General features: G+C 58.4%; 14 protein-coding genes. 11 read left to right on the top strand and 3 right to left on the bottom strand.

The features are described from left to right. Positions 1-10: 10 nt before the first annotated feature. Positions 11-3,352 carry a DUF7948 domain-containing protein gene (locus KQ661_RS02125; protein WP_216685536.1) on the bottom strand — a complete coding sequence of 1,114 codons (3,342 nt, stop codon included), beginning with the start codon at positions 3,350-3,352 and terminating at the stop codon, positions 11-13. Positions 3,353-3,552: 200 nt separating this feature from the next. Between KQ661_RS02125 and KQ661_RS02120 the strand changes: the two genes are divergently transcribed. Next, a complete protein-coding gene (locus KQ661_RS02120) occupies positions 3,553-4,605 on the top strand; it encodes a toxin-antitoxin system YwqK family antitoxin (protein WP_216679130.1) in 1,053 nt (350 codons plus the stop codon). A gap of 180 nt (positions 4,606-4,785) precedes the next feature. Here KQ661_RS02120 and KQ661_RS02115 read toward each other — a convergent pair whose 3' ends face one another. Beyond that, the gene (locus tag KQ661_RS02115) at positions 4,786-5,145 is read right to left on the bottom strand and encodes a YraN family protein (RefSeq protein ID WP_216685535.1); all 360 of its coding nucleotides are present in this window, start codon (positions 5,143-5,145) and stop codon (positions 4,786-4,788) included. Between the two features lie 164 nt (positions 5,146-5,309). Here KQ661_RS02115 and lipB point away from each other — a divergent pair, with 164 nt between their 5' ends. The 10 genes from lipB to porN all read left to right on the top strand — a co-directional run bounded on the left by lipB (position 5,310) and on the right by porN (position 15,851). Then, positions 5,310-6,119, top strand: coding sequence for a lipoyl(octanoyl) transferase LipB (lipB, locus tag KQ661_RS02110; RefSeq protein ID WP_216685534.1), 810 nt, complete (start codon positions 5,310-5,312; stop codon positions 6,117-6,119). Between the two features lie 41 nt (positions 6,120-6,160). After that, the gene (locus KQ661_RS02105; protein WP_216679127.1) at positions 6,161-6,580 is read left to right on the top strand and encodes a hypothetical protein; all 420 of its coding nucleotides are present in this window, start codon (positions 6,161-6,163) and stop codon (positions 6,578-6,580) included. Positions 6,581-6,637: 57 nt separating this feature from the next. Further along, positions 6,638-7,717 carry an MraY family glycosyltransferase gene (locus KQ661_RS02100; protein ID WP_216685533.1) on the top strand — a complete coding sequence of 360 codons (1,080 nt, stop codon included), beginning with the start codon at positions 6,638-6,640 and terminating at the stop codon, positions 7,715-7,717. Between the two features lie 36 nt (positions 7,718-7,753). Beyond that, positions 7,754-8,923 (top strand): DUF4271 domain-containing protein, encoded by a 1,170-nt coding sequence (locus KQ661_RS02095; protein ID WP_216685532.1) that lies wholly within the window; start codon positions 7,754-7,756, stop codon positions 8,921-8,923. A 75-nt stretch (positions 8,924-8,998) separates the two neighbouring features. Then, positions 8,999-9,817: a uroporphyrinogen-III synthase gene (locus tag KQ661_RS02090; protein WP_216679125.1), complete on the top strand. Its 819-nt coding sequence runs from the start codon at positions 8,999-9,001 to the stop codon at positions 9,815-9,817. Positions 9,818-10,003: 186 nt separating this feature from the next. Next, positions 10,004-11,002 (top strand): PorP/SprF family type IX secretion system membrane protein, encoded by a 999-nt coding sequence (locus KQ661_RS02085; protein WP_216685531.1) that lies wholly within the window; start codon positions 10,004-10,006, stop codon positions 11,000-11,002. 248 nt (positions 11,003-11,250) lie between these two features. Then, positions 11,251-12,270, top strand: coding sequence for a T9SS ring complex lipoprotein PorK/GldK (porK, locus tag KQ661_RS02080; protein WP_168671474.1), 1,020 nt, complete (start codon positions 11,251-11,253; stop codon positions 12,268-12,270). A gap of 81 nt (positions 12,271-12,351) precedes the next feature. After that, positions 12,352-13,158 (top strand): type IX secretion system motor protein PorL/GldL, encoded by an 807-nt coding sequence (gene porL, locus KQ661_RS02075; RefSeq protein WP_317196057.1) that lies wholly within the window; start codon positions 12,352-12,354, stop codon positions 13,156-13,158. 52 nt (positions 13,159-13,210) lie between these two features. Next, on the top strand, positions 13,211-14,812 hold the full coding sequence (gene porM / locus KQ661_RS02070) for a type IX secretion system motor protein PorM/GldM (RefSeq protein WP_216679123.1): 1,602 nt from the start codon (positions 13,211-13,213) through the stop codon (positions 14,810-14,812). Positions 14,813-14,870: 58 nt separating this feature from the next. Then, positions 14,871-15,851, top strand: coding sequence for a type IX secretion system ring subunit PorN/GldN (porN, locus tag KQ661_RS02065; RefSeq protein ID WP_216685530.1), 981 nt, complete (start codon positions 14,871-14,873; stop codon positions 15,849-15,851). A 112-nt stretch (positions 15,852-15,963) separates the two neighbouring features. On the opposite strand, the gene uvrC is transcribed toward porN, so the two are convergent. Then, positions 15,964-17,805, bottom strand: coding sequence for an excinuclease ABC subunit UvrC (uvrC, locus tag KQ661_RS02060; protein ID WP_216679121.1), 1,842 nt, complete (start codon positions 17,803-17,805; stop codon positions 15,964-15,966). Positions 17,806-17,809 lie beyond the last annotated feature (4 nt).

Here is a 17,809-nt window from a genome sequence, read left to right as displayed (position 1 = left end):
TTTGGAGGTGCTATCGGCGCACCTCCAGCCAGCCTTTCAGCTGCTGCCCATCCGGATAAGTGGCCAGGTAGTAGTACACGCCGTTGGGCTGGCCGTCGGCATTCCATTCGTCGTGGTAGGCGGCCGCTTCGAATACCTTCTGGCCCCAGCGCGAAAATACCTGGAGGTGCGGCGCGCAGCCGGTACTGAATTGGAAGGTCTGGTTCTGGCCGTCGCCATTGGGCGTGATGATGTTGGGTACGGGTTTGCGCTCTTTCACCTCTACTGGCGGTGTGGTTGCCGTCGTTTCGCAAAGGTTCTGGCTGTAGCGCAGCCGCACACGGGGCTGGTAGTTGCCGGGCGTGGTATAGGTATGCACAGGGTTCGCTTCCGTCGACTGCGTGCCATCGCCAAACTCCCAGACTACGGCGGGCGTCGCAGAATTAGTGGAGCTAACCAGCAGAAAGCGCAGCGTGAGCGGAACCTGGCGGTTTTCGGGGCAGGCCACGGGTTGCCAACTGGCTTGTACCGCCGATATTGGAACTACCGATACCCGCCGGGTAGTCGTGCTGGCCCCCGAGCAGGTGGCATTGGCAACGGTATAAGTTAGCGTGGCAACGCCCGTAAAACCGGCCGGCAGCGTGAACACGAAGCCCGAAGCCACGCTGCCCGTCACGCCCGGCCCCGTAAACGTGCCGCCCCCTGGCGTGCCGCTCAGCCGCACGGCCAGCGTGCTGCCGGCGCACAGCATGGTATCGGCCCCGGCCGTGAGCGGGGCCAGCACCGTGATGCGGCGCGTGTCGGTGGTGGTGCACAGGCCAGTACTCAGCACCGTGTATGTCACGGTATTCACCCCCACCAGCGCGAGCGTGGGCGTGAACACGAAGCCCGTGGCCACGCTGCCCGTGACGCCCGTTCCGCTGAAGGTGCCGCCGCCGGGCGTACCCACCAACGGCACCGGGCTACCCGTGACGCACAGGGCCTGCGCCGGGCCGGCATTGGCAATATTGGGCTGAAAGTTGAACACAAATGCGGCGTTGTTGCAGCCGGCCGGCCCGCCCAGCGCCCCGCTGTTGTTGGTGGTCGAATACGTGTTTGCGCCCGGCGGAATGGGAAAGCCCGTGTAGGCAAAGCACGAGCAAACCGCCTGATACACCACCCCGCGCGGGTCGAAGCGCGAGGTGCCGCCATCTACGTGCTCGCCTTCGCCGTTGGGGTCCACGTTACCATAGTACGTGCCGTAGGTGAGGGCCGTGAGGCCGGCCGAAAACTGCGCCAGGTAGAAGTCGTTGCCATCGGTATTGGATTGCAGCGCGTCGGCCGTGAGGGGCAGGCGGGTGGTGCTGCCGTTGCCCTCCTGGTAAGGGTTGGCGGCCGGAAAATCGGGCAGGTAGCGGCCGTTCACCATGCCGCCCCAGCCGCACACGTACACCCGGTCGCAGCGGTCGACGAGGAAGGCCGTGGGGTCGAGGCTCACCCGGCCCGCGTTGTCGGGGTCGAGGCTGCCGAAGGAGGTAGTGAGCAGGCTCTGGTTCAAGTTGGCGTCGAGCTTCTGAATAAACTGCGTGCCATTGGTCGTGCGGAACAGGCCGGGCGTGGTGGGGAACTGGCCCAGCGTCTGGCCCAGCAGGTACACGCCGCCATCGGTGCCAATTTGCAGGAAATACGCCTGGTCGTAGCCGGCCGTGCCCACGTAGGTGGCGCGCAGCACGCTGGTGCCGGCCGCTGCAATGCGCAGCGCAAAGCCATCCACGTCGCCAAGCGGGGTGGTGCGGTAGGCCCCGGCCGTGGCCGGGAAGTTGGGGCTGGTGGTGCCGCCGGCCACGTACACATCGCCGCTGCCGGGCTCCAGCTGAATGGAATAAGCGGCATCGGCCCCCGTGCCGCCCAGGTAGCTGGCCCAGGTGATGGCCGTGAGGGTGGGGGTGAGCTTGCACACCACGCCATCGGAAGTGCCGCCCCGGTAGGTGTTGCCGAAGCCCCGCGCCACCGGAAAATCGGTCGAAGCCGTGTGCGAGGCGATGTACACATTATCGGCCGCATCCACCAGAATATCGCCCCGGAAAGGGTCGCCGTAGTTGTGCACCAGCTGTTTTTGCGTGGCAAAGGGCGAGAGGTTGCGGTCCAGGGGCAGTACGCCGTCGTTGCCGCTGCCGCCCAGGTAGGTCGAGCCCACCAGGGCCGTGGCGTTGGCATTCAGGCGGGTCACGATGAGGTCCGAGCCGGTGGGCATATCGTACGGCGGTCCATAATTGCCAAACGGCTCCGCCGCCGTACCTCCGCCAAAAGTGCGCTGTATAGCCCCGGCCGTAGTCGGATAGTTGCTGGAGCCCGTCGAGCCCAGCACCAACAGCTCGCCCTGGTTATTCACCACCAGGCTGTGCGGAAAATCCGGCCCGTTGCCGCCCAGGTAGGTGGCCCACACCCGCGCCGCCGGCCCATTCACCCGGGGATTGTACTTGATGATGGCAATATCAATAAGACCCGCAAACGTGGTCCGGAATGCCCCCGGGCTGGCCGGGTAGCCGGCACTGAAAGCAATGCCGCCCGAGTACAGGTTGCCCTGCGCATCATAAGTTGCCGTGAAGCCCCAGTTATCGGCCGTCGAGCCAGTGTAGGTGGCAAATACCACCACCGGGTCGATGGTGAGCGGGCGGGCGGTATCGTAGCTGCCCAGGGCAAAATGCACGGTGCGCCCCGCCAGCACGTAGCGGCAGGGCACGGCCCGGCGCTGGCCGGCCGCGTTGGTCTGCCAGGCCCGCGGGGCCCGCTCGGTGAGGTTGCCCACGCTGGTTTTCACCACCAGGTTGCCCTCGCCGTCCAGGGTCAGGGCATCGGCGCCGTCGTGTCGCAGGCCGATGGCCGCCGGATTGGCCTGCGGGGCCAGCGTGAAATCATACTCCAGGCGCTGGTCGGCGCTTTCATACACCCGCGCCCCAATGCCCGGCCACAGCCCGGCGTAGCGCAGTTGGCGGTAGCTGCGCACATCACCGGCCCAGTGCGTGGGGTCGGCTCCGAGGAAGTAGCTGCGGTGTTCGGTGGTGGGCGTTTCGGCCGTGAGCAGGGCCGAGCCAGCGTTTTCGAAGTGCAGGGTGAGGGCGTGGCCCCGCACGGCCTGGTTGGCCGGGGGGGCGTCGTGGGCCGTGTGCCGCCCGTGGTGGGCCACGTCGTCATCGGCCAGCAGCGCGAAGGTCAGGCCATCGGTTTCGGCAAACAGGCGGCCGCCGGGCAGGGCCGCCGCGTAGCGGGCGTGGCCGTCCCACTGGCCTTTGTTCTCAATAAATTCGAGACTTGAGGTGGTTGTTTCCTGCGCGCTGGCATCAGCAAGCCGGCTAAGCAGTAGCACAGCCGTAAAAAGTAGCGTTGGCTTCATGGAGCAAGGCGGCAGGGAATAGGAGTCGCTAAAGATAAAAAGTATCCGCCATAATAGACAGGCCTTACGTACGGGCTCCGGAGCTGCCAGCCGCCGTGCTGGACTGGCCGGCACTCGTTTTTCTATTTCAGGGCCTCGATTGCCGGGCACCAAACCCGCCTACCTTTGCGTTGATGCCGCGAAAATACCCCGTGCGATTCATGCGTATTATTAGTCTGTGGCTCCGGCCGCTACGGTTTCTGGCCCTGGCCCTGGTGCTGCTCACGCTGCTGCCGTGGGCGTGTACCCGCAAAGCCGTTTCCTTCAACAGCAACCCCGAGCAGCCCGTAGTGGCCGCGCTCGGCACCGACACCCTCACGCGGCCCGGCGACTCGCTCAACGGCAAGCCCTCCCTCAGCACGGCCCGCAAGGTGGTGCTCACCAAAGCGCAGGAGAAGGCGGCCAAGGATGCCGAAAAGGACACCCAGCGCAAGTCGAAAAAGAAGAAGAAAAACGTCTTCCTGGGCGAAAGGATGAAGCGGGCTTTCACCAAGACCGGCCCCAAGGGACGCAACCAGATTATTGAGATTTTCTACTTCCTGAAGTATCCGAAAACCCTCAATGCCTACGCGCCCGCCCACTATTACTACGACACCAAGAAGCACCGGGTCCTGAAGATGGCCGCCGTGGAAGAAGACGCGGCCAACCTGAAAATTCTGCACGGCCCCTACAAGAAAATGCAGAACAACAAGGTGCTCGAAACCGGCTACTACGCCCTCGGCACCCGCCACCTGCGCTGGGAGCGTTTCGATAAAAATGGCGTGCTGCTGGCCAAAACCCACTACGAAATGGGCTTCCCGCGCGATGCCAACGTGAGTTACTACGGCGAAGACCGCAGCCTCATCAACGAAGTGGTGCCCTACGTTAATGGCAGGCTGGAAGGCGATTACGCCAAATTCCTCATCAATGGCCAGCCCGACTGGCGCGGCCAGTTCGAAAACGGTAAGCGCGTGGGCATCTGGACCAAGTACTGGGGTTTCCGCGCCCGCCGCCACTACGAGTACCAGTACGGCGAAACGGGTTATGACCCCGAAGTAACTGAGCCCGAGCTGGTGCGCGAGTACAACCGCAACGCCGTCCTCGTCTTCGACAAGGAAAAGAATATCGAAAAGCGCGGCCAGCCTGACGTGGAGGACCGCCCCAGCCAGCGCCGCACCGTAGCCCCGCGCACCGTGCCCCGCGCCCCGGCCAAAGTACTGCCCAAGCGCCGGTGATTTTTTGATGTGGAAGATGTGGAAGATGTGGAAATGTGATGATGTGGGAAATGTGGAAATATGGAAGATATGATGGAATGACTACATCTAATACATTCCCCATATTCCCCATATTTCCATATTTCCCACATCATCACATTTCCACATCATCACATCTCCCACATCATCACATTCCCCACATTAGTAAAAAGCGTCCTCGAAGTGCTCGATGCGGAAACCCTGGCTGAGCAGGGTCAGGGCCACGATGTCGAAGCGGATGTCGCCGTGCCAGTCCAGCTCCTCCTGCAAGTGCGTGGCCGCGAAGCGGAACAGTTCCTTTTTGCGGGCCGATACAAACGTCTCGGGTGCGCCGAACTGGCCCGAAGAGCGGGTCTTGACTTCTGCAAATACCAGCAGCTCGGTGCCGCGCCGCAGCACCAGGTCTACCTCGGCTCGGCCGTGGCGGTAGCCGCGGGCCAGCACTTCGTAGCCCAGGGCTAGGAAATGGTCGGCCGCCGCTGTTTCGCCGGCCTGGCCTAGTTCGTGAGGGGCGTGAGCCATGGGCGGGTAGCGGGTAAAGACCGGGGTGATAGTAAGAGCAGGGGAGGGGCCAGGCGTGGCGCAAGCTAACAGTTTGGGCGGTGTGCGCCAACAACTATGCAATGGGTCAGGCTAAAGCCTACCGCGCTTAGTACCTTTGCGTCCTGTTTCATCAACTCCCACTCATGGCCTCCTTCGTAGAACAGTTCCCCCCGCAACTGCTCGACGCCGCCGCTCCCGACGACGCCCGCCCCGCTCCCAACCGGCTCCTGCACGTGCAGCGCCTGGGCCTGGTCGACTACGTGCCCACCTGGAAGTTTCAGGAGCAGCTCATGGATGCCACCCTGGCCATCAAGGTCCGGAACCGCGCCGCCGAAACCACCGGCGAAGCCCCGCAGCCTACCCTCAACCACCTGCTGCTCTGCGAGCACCCGCATACATATACGTTAGGCAAGAGCGGTAAGCCCGAGCACCTGCTCCTCGATGAAGCCGCCCTCGCGGCGCACGAAGCCAGCTTCCACCGCATCAACCGCGGCGGCGACATCACCTACCACGGCCCTGGCCAGCTGGTGGGTTACCCCATCCTCGACCTCGACAACTTCCGACCCGATATCCACTGGTACCTGCGTGTGCTGGAAGAAGCCGTCATCCGCACCCTGGCCGACTACGGCCTGAATGCCGGCCGCATTGCCGGCCTCACCGGCGTGTGGCTCGATTGGGAGGAAGGTGCCCCCAACCCGCGCAAAATCTGCGCCCTCGGCGTGAAGTGCAGCCGCTGGGTCACGCTCCACGGTTTCGCCCTCAACGTTAATCCCGACCTCTCGTACTTCGGCCACATCGTGCCCTGCGGCATCACCGACAAAGCCGTGACTTCCCTGGCACGGGAGTTGGGAAGCACCCGGTCCGTGTCCGTTGCCGAAGTGCAGGAGCGCCTGCTGCCCCACCTGCTGGCGCTGCTAGAGGCAACCAACAGCGAGGAGCCGGCAGCCACCTGAAATCCGTTGCAATCCCCTAAAATCCGTTAAATCTGAGGTCCGTGAAGCAAGACATTTCCTTTGACCCCGTAGAAGGCGTTTCCGTAGCCGTAGTACCCGCCGAAGACCATGCCGTCACGCCCGATGGCCAGCCCATCTGGCAGGTGTATTTGCTTAACCACAATGGGTTTCCGTTGGAAAACGTCATCATCAACGCCAACGGCTACAGCCAGCCCGAAGACGGCGAGAAAGTCCGGACATCCACCCTGCGCTACCTCTTCGAAGTAGTGCCGCCCCACTCTGCCGTGCCCATCGAGCCCCTCGATTCGGCCCTGCTGCACCTCAACAATCAGTACTGGGTGAGCTACTACCACGGCCCCCAGATTTTCGACAAGAAATTCATCTTCGTGCCCGATTCCATCGTGCCCGACAATTTCACCCACATTGCCCTGCTCAACCGGGTGGGCGTGCTGCACAGCTAAATACGTCGCGTTGGCAACCGGCCAGTACTTCACTCTACCCTATTTACTGTATTGTCTATGACTCATTTTGATATTCCACTAGGCCTGTCCTGGATGTGGGCGCTGCTGGTGTCCCTATTCGCCGTGCCGTCCATCATCTACATTGCCCACCTCAAAAACATGCTCGATACGCCCAACGGGCGCACCGTGCACCAGTCGCTCACGCCGCGCCTGGGCGGCGTGGCCGTGTTTGCCGGCTTCATGTCGGCCCTCACCATCTTTGCGCCCCTCGAAAACGGCGTGAAGGAGCTGCTGGCCGGCTGCATCATCCTGTTTTTCGTGGGCCTGAAGGATGACCTTGTAGGAATGTCAGTCTCCAAAAAATTCGTGGGCCAGCTACTGGCCACCGGCATCGTGATGATAATGGCCGACGTGCGCCTCACCAGCTTCCAGGGCATTCTCGGCATCGGCACCCTGCCGGTGGGCATCAGCTACGCCTTCACCTTCTTCGTGATTGTGGGCATCACCAACGCCATCAACCTCATCGATGGCCTCGATGGCCTGGCCGGCACTATCGTGCTAATCATCTGTAGCACATTTGGTTATTATTTCTACCAGTACGGCGGCGCCAGCTACGGCAGCTATGCCTACGTGGCTGTGTGCCTCATTGGCGGCCTGCTGGGCTTCCTGCGCTACAACTTCCACCGCGCCCCCATTTTCATGGGCGACACGGGCTCGCTCGTCTGCGGCTTCATTGTGTCGGTGCTGGCCATCCAGTTCATCGAAATGGGCCTGCGGGTGGGGCAGCCTTTTGGTTCCTCGGCCCCGTCGGTAGCCGTGGGCATCCTGTTCGTGCCGCTGTTCGATACCATGCGCGTATTCTCGCTGCGCATGGCCGCCGGCAAGTCGCCCTTCTCGCCCGATAAAAACCACATCCACCACCGCATTCTGGCCATGGGCTTCCAGCAAATCAGCACCGTGCTGCTGTTGGGCCTGCTCAACATCTTGGTCACGCTGTCCGTTATCCAGTTCGCTTACCTCGGCAATACCGTTCTCATCACTGCCCTGGCCATCTTCTCGGCGCTTTTGAGTATCTTTTTCGGCGTGTACCAGAGCCGTATTTCCCGCCGCCTGCTAGCCGCCGAAAGCAGCAATTAGCACCCAGCACCCATGCAAACCCCGGGCTTGTGGCGTATGCGGTGGCTGCTCGCCATCGGTTTGTGGCTGGCGCTCGTGGCCCGGCCCGGCCCGGCGTGTGCCAGCGAGTACTATCAGCTGCCCCCGGCCTCCCCAACGTCTCTCTCCGCCGACTGGCTCCTCCACGATGCCGGCCGCAACCGGCTGATTTTCTACCTGCCCGGCTACCACCAGCCGGCCCATGCCTACTATCAGTGGGTGCGCGTCAGCCATACGCAGCCTTTTCCGCTGTCCTTCGCAGCCCTGCGCGGCCTCAGCCTGTTTATTGATAATCAGCTGGTATTCACGGCCCGCACAGCTGGCAACTATTCGTTGGACCTGGCCCGGCTGTTGCCGGCCACGCTCCCTTCCGGCAAGCACCTGCTCGCCGTGTGGCAGCCCGATGGCTACCCGGCTCTGGCCTCGTTTTCAGGAGTGAGCAACGCCCATGCCGATACCAGCCCGTTGGCCAAAGCCCGTATCGGCCAGGCCCAGCCTCGCCTGCGCGGCCCCCAGGGGCAAAACGTTTACCTGGGCTTTCTCTTGGTGCTGGGCCTGTCTTACGGGGCCGTTCGCACAACCTACCAACCCGGCATGGCGCGTATTTTTCAGCTCGATGAGCTATTCAACGGCAGCAGCGACCAGCAGACCTTTCTGGCCAAGCCGGCCTTTTCGCTGCTCAACTTATTGTTGGTACTGCTCTTTTCGCTGTCGTTTGCGCTGCTGCTCACCGCCATCCACACCGACCTGCAAAACCTCCCCCTGCTCCGCCGCTTCTTCGACGTGCCCGAAACGGCCATCGTGGCCCGGGTGCTGCTCTACACGGCGGTTATTACCACCTTTGTTTTTGGTAAGTACCTGTATGTAAAGATAATGGGCTACATATTTGGCCTGGAGCCTTTGGCCGATATTCAGTACCGCGAGTTCCTGCGCACCACCTTATTGGCCGGTTTGTTTCTGCCGCTGGTGCTGCTGCTCTACCTCAGCCTCAATGGCAACTGGCCCAATGCCGTAGCCTGGACGGCCAGCGCGGCCATTGGCATTTTGCTGGTCGGTACGGTGCTGCGGGTGGCCCGCACCCTGCACCACCACACCTCCCTCCTGAATCTACATTTGTTTGCTTATCTTTGTGCTACTGAAGTATTACCTTTATTGGTTTTACTTAAACTTATTGTTTTTACGTACTGATTGTCCTTGAACAGGCAGTTTCGTTCAGCTCTTTCGTCTCTCTTATTGTCCTAAGCATTACCCTTTCCTACCTGTATGGCCGATAGTGCAGATAAGCCGGGTACAGGCCGGCATGCCAAGCGCATAAGCAGCATTCTGGTTACCCAGCCCAAGCCCACCAACGACGTTTCCCCCTACTTCGCCATTGCCGAGAAATACGGTATTCAAGTGGATTTTCGGGAATTTATTGATGTGCAACCCGTATCCTATAAGGATTTTCGTCGGGATAAAATCAATATTCTGGAATACACGGCCGTGATTTTCACGAGTCGCAACGCCGTCGACCACTTCTTCCGGATTTGTCAGGAAGCCAAGCTCGAAATGCCCGCAGAAATGAAATATTTCTGTATTTCTGAGCAGACCGCCAACTACCTTCAGAAATACATCGTCCTTCGCAAGCGCAAGCTGTTTGTGGGCGAGCGTACGGCGGCTGACTTGTTCGACGTCATCAAGAAGCACAAGGGCGAGAAGTTCCTGTATCCCTGCTCCGACATCCGCAAGGATGACCTGCCGGTGTTCATGCGGGCCAACAATCTCAAGTTTTCGGAAGCCGTCATCTACCGTACCGTCGCCAGCGACCTGTCCGACCTGTCCGACGTGAAATACGACTGCATTGCGTTCTTTAGCCCTTCCGGCATCAGCTCGCTCTTCATCAACTTTCCCGATTTCGTTCAGGACGGTACCCGCATTGCCGCCTTCGGCCCCACCACGGCTAAAGCCGTGGTCGATGCCGGCCTTATTCTCGACATTGAGGCGCCCCATCCCAATGCTCCTTCCATGACCGGTGCCATCGAAGCCTACATCCGATTGCATGCCCAAACCGATGTCGGAAAAGCCAACGCTAAAAACCCCTAATCCAACGGATAGTTTCCGTAAGCAACTGAGAACCGGCGCAACCCACCCTTGCGCCGGTTTTTTTTGGCCGAATTTTTTAGCGCCGGTTTTTCCCTTACATTTGGAAGCTGTACTTCTATATTGTGCCCACCCAGCACTATTTCGCACACCCACCGCCCTCTTCTTTCACCATCACCACCCCGCCTTATGAAAGGAACGTTACTCGTTACTCTGCTGCTCACGGCTGCGGCTGGCTCGGCGCTTGCCCAACAGCAGCCCCAGTTCACGCATTACGGCTTGAATGGCATGTATTTAAATCCGGCCTACGCCGGTATTAAAGGCCAGGGGGAGGTCAACCTCATCGGCCGCTACCAGTACTACAACTACAACGGTACTTTCGACGGCAACAACGGCTCGCCGCGCACGGGCATGATTACGGTTTCGCTGCCCGTTCTGGCCCTCAACGGTGGGGTAGGCCTGGCCGTGTACTACGACCAGGTAGGCCAGTCGAAAATGACCAATACCGCCCTTTCCTACTCGCAGCACGTCAAGCTGGGTTCGGGTAAGCTGGGCTTTGGCATCCAGGGCATTTATACGTACCTAAGCAAAGGCACTTATATAGCCATCGACCAAAACGACGTGAACGTGCCCAGCGGCGCTTCCGACAGCAAGTTCGATGCCGGTGCGGGCATCTGGTACGAAGCTCCAAAGTTCTACGCCGGCATCAGTGTCAATAACTTACTGCGTTCGGAGTACTCCTTCAAAAGTGCCGGTGCCGCCGGTACGCCCAGCAAGTACATCGCGGAGAATCACGCTTATTTCACGGCCGGCTACAATATTGAGGCATCCTCTTCCGTTATCGTAACGCCGATGATTCTCGCGAAAGCGGTATTGCCGGGTGATTTCTCCAACTCCAGTAAATTTAACAACTCTAAGAACTACTCTTTCGAAGGTGGCGTTCGTGCCACAATCGATGATAAGTATTGGATTGGTGCCAACTATCGCACCGAAGAATCCGTTTCAGGACTTCTTGGCTTAAGCTTTGCAAAGGACAATGCTGTGCGTCTGGGCTATGCGTTCGACTTCATTGCCTTTAACCAGGATGCCCGGGCGTTCAGCTCGCACGAAATTATGCTCTCCTACCGCTTGCCCAAAGCGACGATTAATACCCGACCAGCCATTCGCACGCCTCGTTATAGCTTCTAATTCTCCTATTTTCTTATCTTGTACTCAGGATGAGCATTGTCCTATTCAGTTAGGATAAAATTTAGTCGGCCTCGCAAACAATAAAACGGATTAACCGATTTATTTACGCTATTCAGCGTGTTTACCCTCAATTTGGTCGCCTTTTACGAAAGGCAGGTATTGCACCGCGACCTAAAAAAGTGTAGATTTGCCTGCCCATCCAAATGTACTTTAGCGGTATCGGCAATTAAACAGAATTTCTAACTCTCATGAACAAGCTTCTAGCAATATCCCTTTTCGCTATTTCCGGGGCATTATTAGGCGGGTGTGGATTTGGCAAAGGCCCTACGGGTGACCTGGTTGGCTCCGAGGACCGTCCGTTCTTTAATCCTCAGGAAGTGCCATTTGGAATGGTCCCCTGCCCAGGAGGCACGTTCCACATGGGCCAGACCGACCAGGATATTTCCGCTTCGATGGTCAACATGAACAAGCAGGTGACTATCGCCGGCTTTTACATGGACGAAACAGAGATTACCAACAACGAGTACCGCCAGTTCGTCGATGCCATCAAACAGGACTCTCTGGATGTACTGGGCGAAGAGTACGTGATGACCGAGCTCTACCCCGATACCACGGTGTGGGTGCGCGACTTCACCTACCACATGGGCGACCCGCTGCTGGAGTACTACTACACCCACCCGGCATTCGACGACTATCCGGTGGTTGGCGTCGATTGGTTTGCCGCTAAGTATTTCTGCAACTGGCGTACCAAGTTCCGCAACGCCGCCCGCGAAGAAACCGGCTCGGCCAACGACCCGAACTTCCGTTTGCCTTCCGAGGCTGAGTGGGAGTACGCCGCTCGTGGCGGCCGCGACTTGGCTACTTACCCTTGGGGTGGTCCTTACCTGCGCAACAGCAAGGGCTGCATGCTGGCCAACTTTAAGCCCGGCCGTGGCGATTATGCTTCCGACGGCTTTGCCTACACTGCGGAAGTTGGCTCGTTCTTCCCCAACGATTTTGGCCTGTACGATATGGCCGGCAACGTCTCGGAGTGGTGCGATGACGCCTACATGGAGGCTTCGGTGCCGGTGGTTTGGGACTTGAACCCTACCAACCCGGACGATAACGAGCCCCGCAAAGTGGTGCGTGGCGGTTCGTGGAAAGACATTGCGTACTTCCTCGAAACCGGTACCCGCAATTTTGAATACCAGGATTCGGCTCGCTCCTACATCGGTTTCCGGTGCTCGATGATTCAAATCGGGATGGGTACGAACAGCTCCCTCAACTAAAATTTCAACCGGCTGACGCCAACTCTCAACCACCCTCCCCCCTTCCAACACCTCTTCAACCCCTTTCAATCGTTAATCCTCATGGCAGCTAAAAGTTTTCTCTATGATACGCTGATGCCCAAAATCTACGGCCTCGGTGCAGCAGTTGTAATCGTCGGTGCATTGTTTAAAATTGAGCACTGGGCTGGTGCTGACATAATGCTGATTGTGGGTCTTGGTACAGAAGCAGTAATCTTTGCCTTGAGCGCATTCCAGCCTACCGCTCACGAGCCTGATTGGGCATTGGTTTACCCGGAGCTGAACGACGGCTATGACCCTTCGACCAGCAGCCGCCAGGTAGGTGGTGCCAGCGATGCCAAAGGCCTGACGATGAAGCTGGACGACATGCTGAAAAATGCTAACGTAACACCGGAAGCCCTCACTAGCTTGGGCCAGGGCCTGAACCGCCTCAGCACCACCACTTCGCAGATGTCGCAACTGGGCGAAGCTGCTAACGTGACCGACGAGTACACCAAGAAAGTGCGTTCGGCTGCCGATTCGCTCGACAAAATCAACGTGGCTTACGGCAACACGGTAGAAGCTATTTCGGCCATGTCGAATGCTACTTCGGACGCCAAAGAGTACCACATGCAGGTACAGAACGTGACCAAGAACCTGGGCGCGCTGAACGCCGTGTACGAAATGGAACTGCAGGATGCCAACACGCACCTCAAGTCCATGAACCAGTTCTACGGTACGCTGAGCCACGCCATGGAGAACATGACGCAGGCCGGCAAAGACACCGAGCAGTTCCAGAAGCAAGTAGCCGACCTGACGGGCAACCTGACGTCGCTGAACCGGGTGTACGGCAACATGCTGAACGCCATGCGTGCCCCGGCCCAGGCCTAAGCACCGACCAGCGCATCAGATAGTTCTCATCCAATTTTAGCGGAAACAGATAATGGCAGGCGGAAAAGAAACCCCGCGGCAGAAGATGATTGGCATGATGTACCTCGTGCTGACCGCTCTTCTGGCGCTCCAAGTGAACTCAGCGATTCTGCTGAAGTTCAAGTTCATCGACGACAGCTTGATTGACGTCAATGGCAAAACCAACATGGCGGCCGATAATACCGTGAAAGGTATTCAGGCTGCTGTTGACAAGAACCACAACCTCGCTAGCGATGTGACGGTGCTGAAGCAAAGCGAGGAAATCCGGACCAAGACGAAGGCAATGATTGCCTATCTGCAGGACGTTCGCGACAAACTCATTGCTGGCACGGGCAACGTTAAGGGTGCCCCCGACTTTAAAGACCCGGACGCCAACAACAAAGTGATGCCAATCATGCTGGGCGGCAAAAAGAATGGCCTGGCATACCCGCTGAAAGCGGAGTTGAACAGCTACTCGACCTTCATCAAAACCTACGTGCCGGATGCAACTCCGCTGGCACTGGACGGCAAAGAGGATTCGCGTATCATCAACTCCAAAGAGCATACGACCATGGAGCAGCGCAACAAGGATTTTGCTGAGCTGAACTTTGAGAATACGCCGCTGGTAGCTGCCCTGGCAGTACTGTCGCAAAAGGAAACCGCTGTGCTGAAGCTGGAAGCTGATGCCCTGTCGGAGCAGGCGAAGAAAGTAGGTGCTACCATCATCTCGTTCGACAAAATCGGTGCTTTTGCCAGCGCAGAGTCGAACACGGTGGCTGCCGGCACCAAGTACAAAGCCGAGCTGTTCCTGACTGCTTCGGCCACCGGCCTTCAGCAGAAGATGACGCTGAACGGCAGCCCGCTCGCAGTAGGTGCCGATGGCCACGGCAAAGTAGAGTTCACGGCCCGTCCGGGTGGCTTCGATGCTTCCGGTAATGCCAAGGCTTCGTGGGAAGGTCGGATTAAATTCAACCAGAATAACCGCGATACTACTTTCATAGTGAAAGTGCCTTATACCATCACCAAGCCGGTGATGCAGATTCAGTCGGCTTCGGTGCAGGCGCTGTACTTCAAGTGCGGCAACAAGCTGAACGTTTCGGTGCCCGCTTTGGGTGCTCAGTATAAGCCTAGCTTCTCGGCTTCGGGTGCTTCGGCAATCCAGGGTGCCAAGACTGGTGACGTAACGCTGGTCCCCAGCGCAAGAGAAGTAACTCTGAATGTTAGCAGCGGTGGCAATGCCATTGGCTCGCAGACTTTCCAGGTGCGTCCTATTCCTAAGCCCACCATTGAGTGCTGGGTGGGCGGCCGTCAGGCCAACGAGAAGCAGGGTACCCCCGGTACGGCTGTGCGCTCGCTGAACCTGCGCGCTATCCCGGATGCTGGCTTTGCTACCTTCCTGCCCGACGATGCGAAGTTCCGCGTGTCGCGCTACGAAGTGACGCTGGTACGTGGCCGTCGTCCGGCTTTGCCGACGAAGACCGTGAGCGGCCCGCAGGCTGACCTGAGCGATGTGGTGAATGCCTATCGTGACGGCGACCGTCTGTACATCGAAGTGAAAGAAGTGCAGCGCCAGACCTTCCAGGGCAGTGTTGAGCCGGTAAGCGTTTCGAAACAGTTCAATATCCCGTTGCTATAATATCTACACCGTAGTTACGTTAGCGAACTATCTTACAATCAATTTGCTTTTGCCCGTTATGAAATCCATTCACACCTTGGCCGCTATCGCGGTGGGCCTGTCGCTTTCGCTTTCGCTGTCGGTTTCGGCGCAGGAGCAGGCCACTACGGCGAGCAGCACCGGCTCGCACCGGCCGATTCCGCTATCGGACCAAATGTTTCGTAAGAGCATCTGGCGGCAGGTAGACCTGCGTGAGAAGCAGAATAAGCCGATGTTTTCCGAAGGCAAAGAAATCAGCCGGGTGATTCTGGAGGCAGTGAAGCGGGGCGAATTGCAGGCATACAAAAATGATTCGCTTACGTCTACACTCAACCCGCAGGAAATCTCGTCCAACATGTCATATGCCGATGAGGCAGTGAAACTGAGCGACGAGGAAAAAGCAGCTGGCTTTAGCCAGTCTGACCTGGGCGGTGGCGGTGATGATTGGGGCGCTCCTAAAAAGACATCCAAGAGCACGGCTAAAACGGTTCGCCAGCCTAAAATAGGTGCCAATGGCAAGCCGATGAAGGATAAAAAGGGCAAGACCATTTACGAAACCATAGCAGTTGCTCCGGTGGCCAAGCCAGCTCCTCCGGCCAACGAATACCGGTACAAAGACCTGTATGAGATGGAGTTGAAGGAGGATATGATTTTCGACAAGAAACGGTCGCGGATGTATCACGACATTAAGTCCATTGGTCTTTTTGTTCCTTCGACGCTGCGCGCCAACACGTCGGGCATTGAGAAGCCCATTGGCTACTTCAAGTACAGCGACTTGGTGAAGGTGTTCCGCAACAATCCGCAGAATGCCATCTGGTTCAACGCCGAGAATGATGCGCAGCACAAGAACCTTGCTGATGCGTTTGAGCTGTGGTTGTTTAACTCGTACATCACCAAGGTGTCGAACGCTGGCGACAGCCGTTTGGACGACATCTACGGTGGCGCTCAGCAAGGCATCCTGGCTGCTCAGCAGACGGCCGCTGACTTGGTAGAGTACGAGTATAACCTGTGGTCCTTCTAAATCACGGATTTCGCAGATTTAAGTGGATTTCACGGATTTTGTAGTCGATTCGGTTACCATCTAAACAGAAAAAGCCCTTGCAGTGATGCGAGGGCTTTTTCTGTTTAGATGGTTAGGCTGGTTTGGGAAGCTGGCGGGGGGGCATGGGGTGGGCGGGGGCTTCGTTTTCGGCGAGGTAGGTTTGGAGGATTCGGGCTTTGGACTTGCCTACTTCGGCGATTAACTCGGCTTCGGTGAGCTCGCGGATTTTCTTGACGGACTTGAACTTGTTGAGGAGTTTTTCGGCGGTGACGGGGCCGAGGCCTTTGACGTCGGTGAGCTCGGTTTTGAGGGTGCCGGCGTCGCGAAGGGAGCGGTGGAAAGTGATGCCGAAGCGGTGTACTTCGTCGCGCATGCGCTGGAAGAGGCGGAGGGATTCGCTGCGTTTGTCGATGTAGATAGGCAGCGGGTCGTTGGGGACGTAGATTTCTTCGAGGCGCTTGGCGATGCCGATGATGGCAATCTGGCCCCAGAGGTTGAGGTCTTTCAGGGCCTTGACGGCCATGCTCAGCTGGCCCTTGCCGCCGTCGACGATAACGAGCTGCGGGAGGCTTGCGCCTTCATCCACCAGGCGACGGTAGCGGCGGGAAACGACTTCGTACATGGAGTCGAAGTCGTTGGGGCCGATGACGGTTTTGATGTGGTAGTGGCGGTAATCGCGCTTGCTGGGCTTGGAGTTGCGGAAGCAGACCATGGCGGCCACCGGGTTATCGCCCTGGAAGTTGGAGTTGTCGAAGCACTCGATGTGCTTAGGAAGCTCGGTAAGGCGCAGGTCCTTTTTGATGGTTTCCATGATTCGCACCTCGTTGCTGTCCTTGCTCTTCTCATTCATGCTTTCCTTTTCCTTGCGGGCGTAGAGCACGTTTTTGATGGCCAGTTCAAGTAGCTTGCGCTTGTCGCCGATTTGGGGCACGGCGAGGTTCACGCCGGGCAGCGGGAGTTCGACAGCCACATTGGTGAGGATTTCCTTCGACTCGCTTTCGAACTCCTGACGCAGCTGCATGATGAGCGGGGCGAGGATTTCGGCATCCTCCTCATCGAGCTTTTTGGTGACTTCCAGCGACTGCGTGAGGATGATGCTGCCGTTCATCACCTTCAGATACGTGATAAAGCCCGCTTTCTCGTTGCTGGCGATAGCGAAGACGTCGATGTTAGTGAGCGTGTCGCTCACGATGGTGGACTTGGCCTGGAAGGCTTCGAGCTTATCGAGCTTGACCTTGAACTGGTGGGCCAGCTCGTACTGCATGTCCTGGGCGGCGGCGCTCATGCGCTCGCGGAAGTACTGCTTGGGGATGCGCAGGTCGCCGTTGAGGATGTTGCGGATTTGCTGGATGTAGGTGTTGTAGGTGGCCTCTTCTTCGCGGGCGACGCAGGGCGCGTTACAGTTGCCGATTTGCAGCTCCAGGCAGGGCTTGAACTTGCCGGCTTCGACGTTGGCGGCGCTGAGGTTGTAGTTGCAGGTGCGGAGCGGGTAGAGGGCCCGGATGAGCTCCAACAGCACGTTGAGGGCAGTGCCGTTGGCGTAGGGGCCGTAGTAGCGCGAGCCGTCGTTAATCTTATTGCGCGTGGGAATGAGGCGGGGGAACCGCTCGTTGGTGAGGCACAGGAAGGGGTAGGTTTTGCCGTCCTTCAGCAGGATGTTGTACTTAGGTTGGTGCTGCTTGATGAGGTTGTTTTCGAGCAGGAAGGCATCGGATTCACTGTCGACGATGGTAAACTCCAGGCGCTTGATGTTGCGGACCAGCTGCTGGGTTTTCTTGTTGTGGTCCTGCTTGGTGAAGTAGCTGCTCACGCGCTTGCGCAGGTCGATGGCCTTGCCCACGTAGATGATGCCCTCATCATCAAAATACTTGTACACGCCGGGCTTGTGGGGCAGGGCGGAAATTTGGGCTTGCAGTTCGGGGTTGGCTGCCATAAAT

This window comes from Hymenobacter siberiensis, from assembly GCF_018967845.1.
GTDB lineage: Bacteria > Bacteroidota > Bacteroidia > Cytophagales > Hymenobacteraceae > Hymenobacter > Hymenobacter siberiensis.
This window is presented reverse-complemented; position numbering and strand designations above follow the sequence as displayed.

What these genes read in the sequence shown, in the direction of transcription:
- KQ661_RS02125 (WP_216685536.1), bottom strand. Translation starts at nt 3,352, where the DNA reads ATGAAGCCAACGCTACTTTTTACGGCTGTGCTACTGCTTAGCCGGCTT.
- KQ661_RS02120 (WP_216679130.1), top strand. Translation starts at nt 3,553, where the DNA reads ATGCGTATTATTAGTCTGTGGCTCCGGCCGCTACGGTTTCTGGCCCTG.
- KQ661_RS02115 (WP_216685535.1), bottom strand. Translation starts at nt 5,145, where the DNA reads ATGGCTCACGCCCCTCACGAACTAGGCCAGGCCGGCGAAACAGCGGCG.
- lipB (WP_216685534.1), top strand. Translation starts at nt 5,310, where the DNA reads ATGGCCTCCTTCGTAGAACAGTTCCCCCCGCAACTGCTCGACGCCGCC.
- KQ661_RS02100 (WP_216685533.1), top strand. Translation starts at nt 6,638, where the DNA reads ATGACTCATTTTGATATTCCACTAGGCCTGTCCTGGATGTGGGCGCTG.
- KQ661_RS02095 (WP_216685532.1), top strand. Translation starts at nt 7,754, where the DNA reads ATGCGGTGGCTGCTCGCCATCGGTTTGTGGCTGGCGCTCGTGGCCCGG.
- KQ661_RS02090 (WP_216679125.1), top strand. Translation starts at nt 8,999, where the DNA reads ATGGCCGATAGTGCAGATAAGCCGGGTACAGGCCGGCATGCCAAGCGC.
- KQ661_RS02085 (WP_216685531.1), top strand. Translation starts at nt 10,004, where the DNA reads ATGAAAGGAACGTTACTCGTTACTCTGCTGCTCACGGCTGCGGCTGGC.
- porK (WP_168671474.1), top strand. Translation starts at nt 11,251, where the DNA reads ATGAACAAGCTTCTAGCAATATCCCTTTTCGCTATTTCCGGGGCATTA.
- porL (WP_317196057.1), top strand. Translation starts at nt 12,352, where the DNA reads ATGGCAGCTAAAAGTTTTCTCTATGATACGCTGATGCCCAAAATCTAC.
- porM (WP_216679123.1), top strand. Translation starts at nt 13,211, where the DNA reads ATGGCAGGCGGAAAAGAAACCCCGCGGCAGAAGATGATTGGCATGATG.
- porN (WP_216685530.1), top strand. Translation starts at nt 14,871, where the DNA reads ATGAAATCCATTCACACCTTGGCCGCTATCGCGGTGGGCCTGTCGCTT.
- uvrC (WP_216679121.1), bottom strand. Translation starts at nt 17,805, where the DNA reads ATGGCAGCCAACCCCGAACTGCAAGCCCAAATTTCCGCCCTGCCCCAC.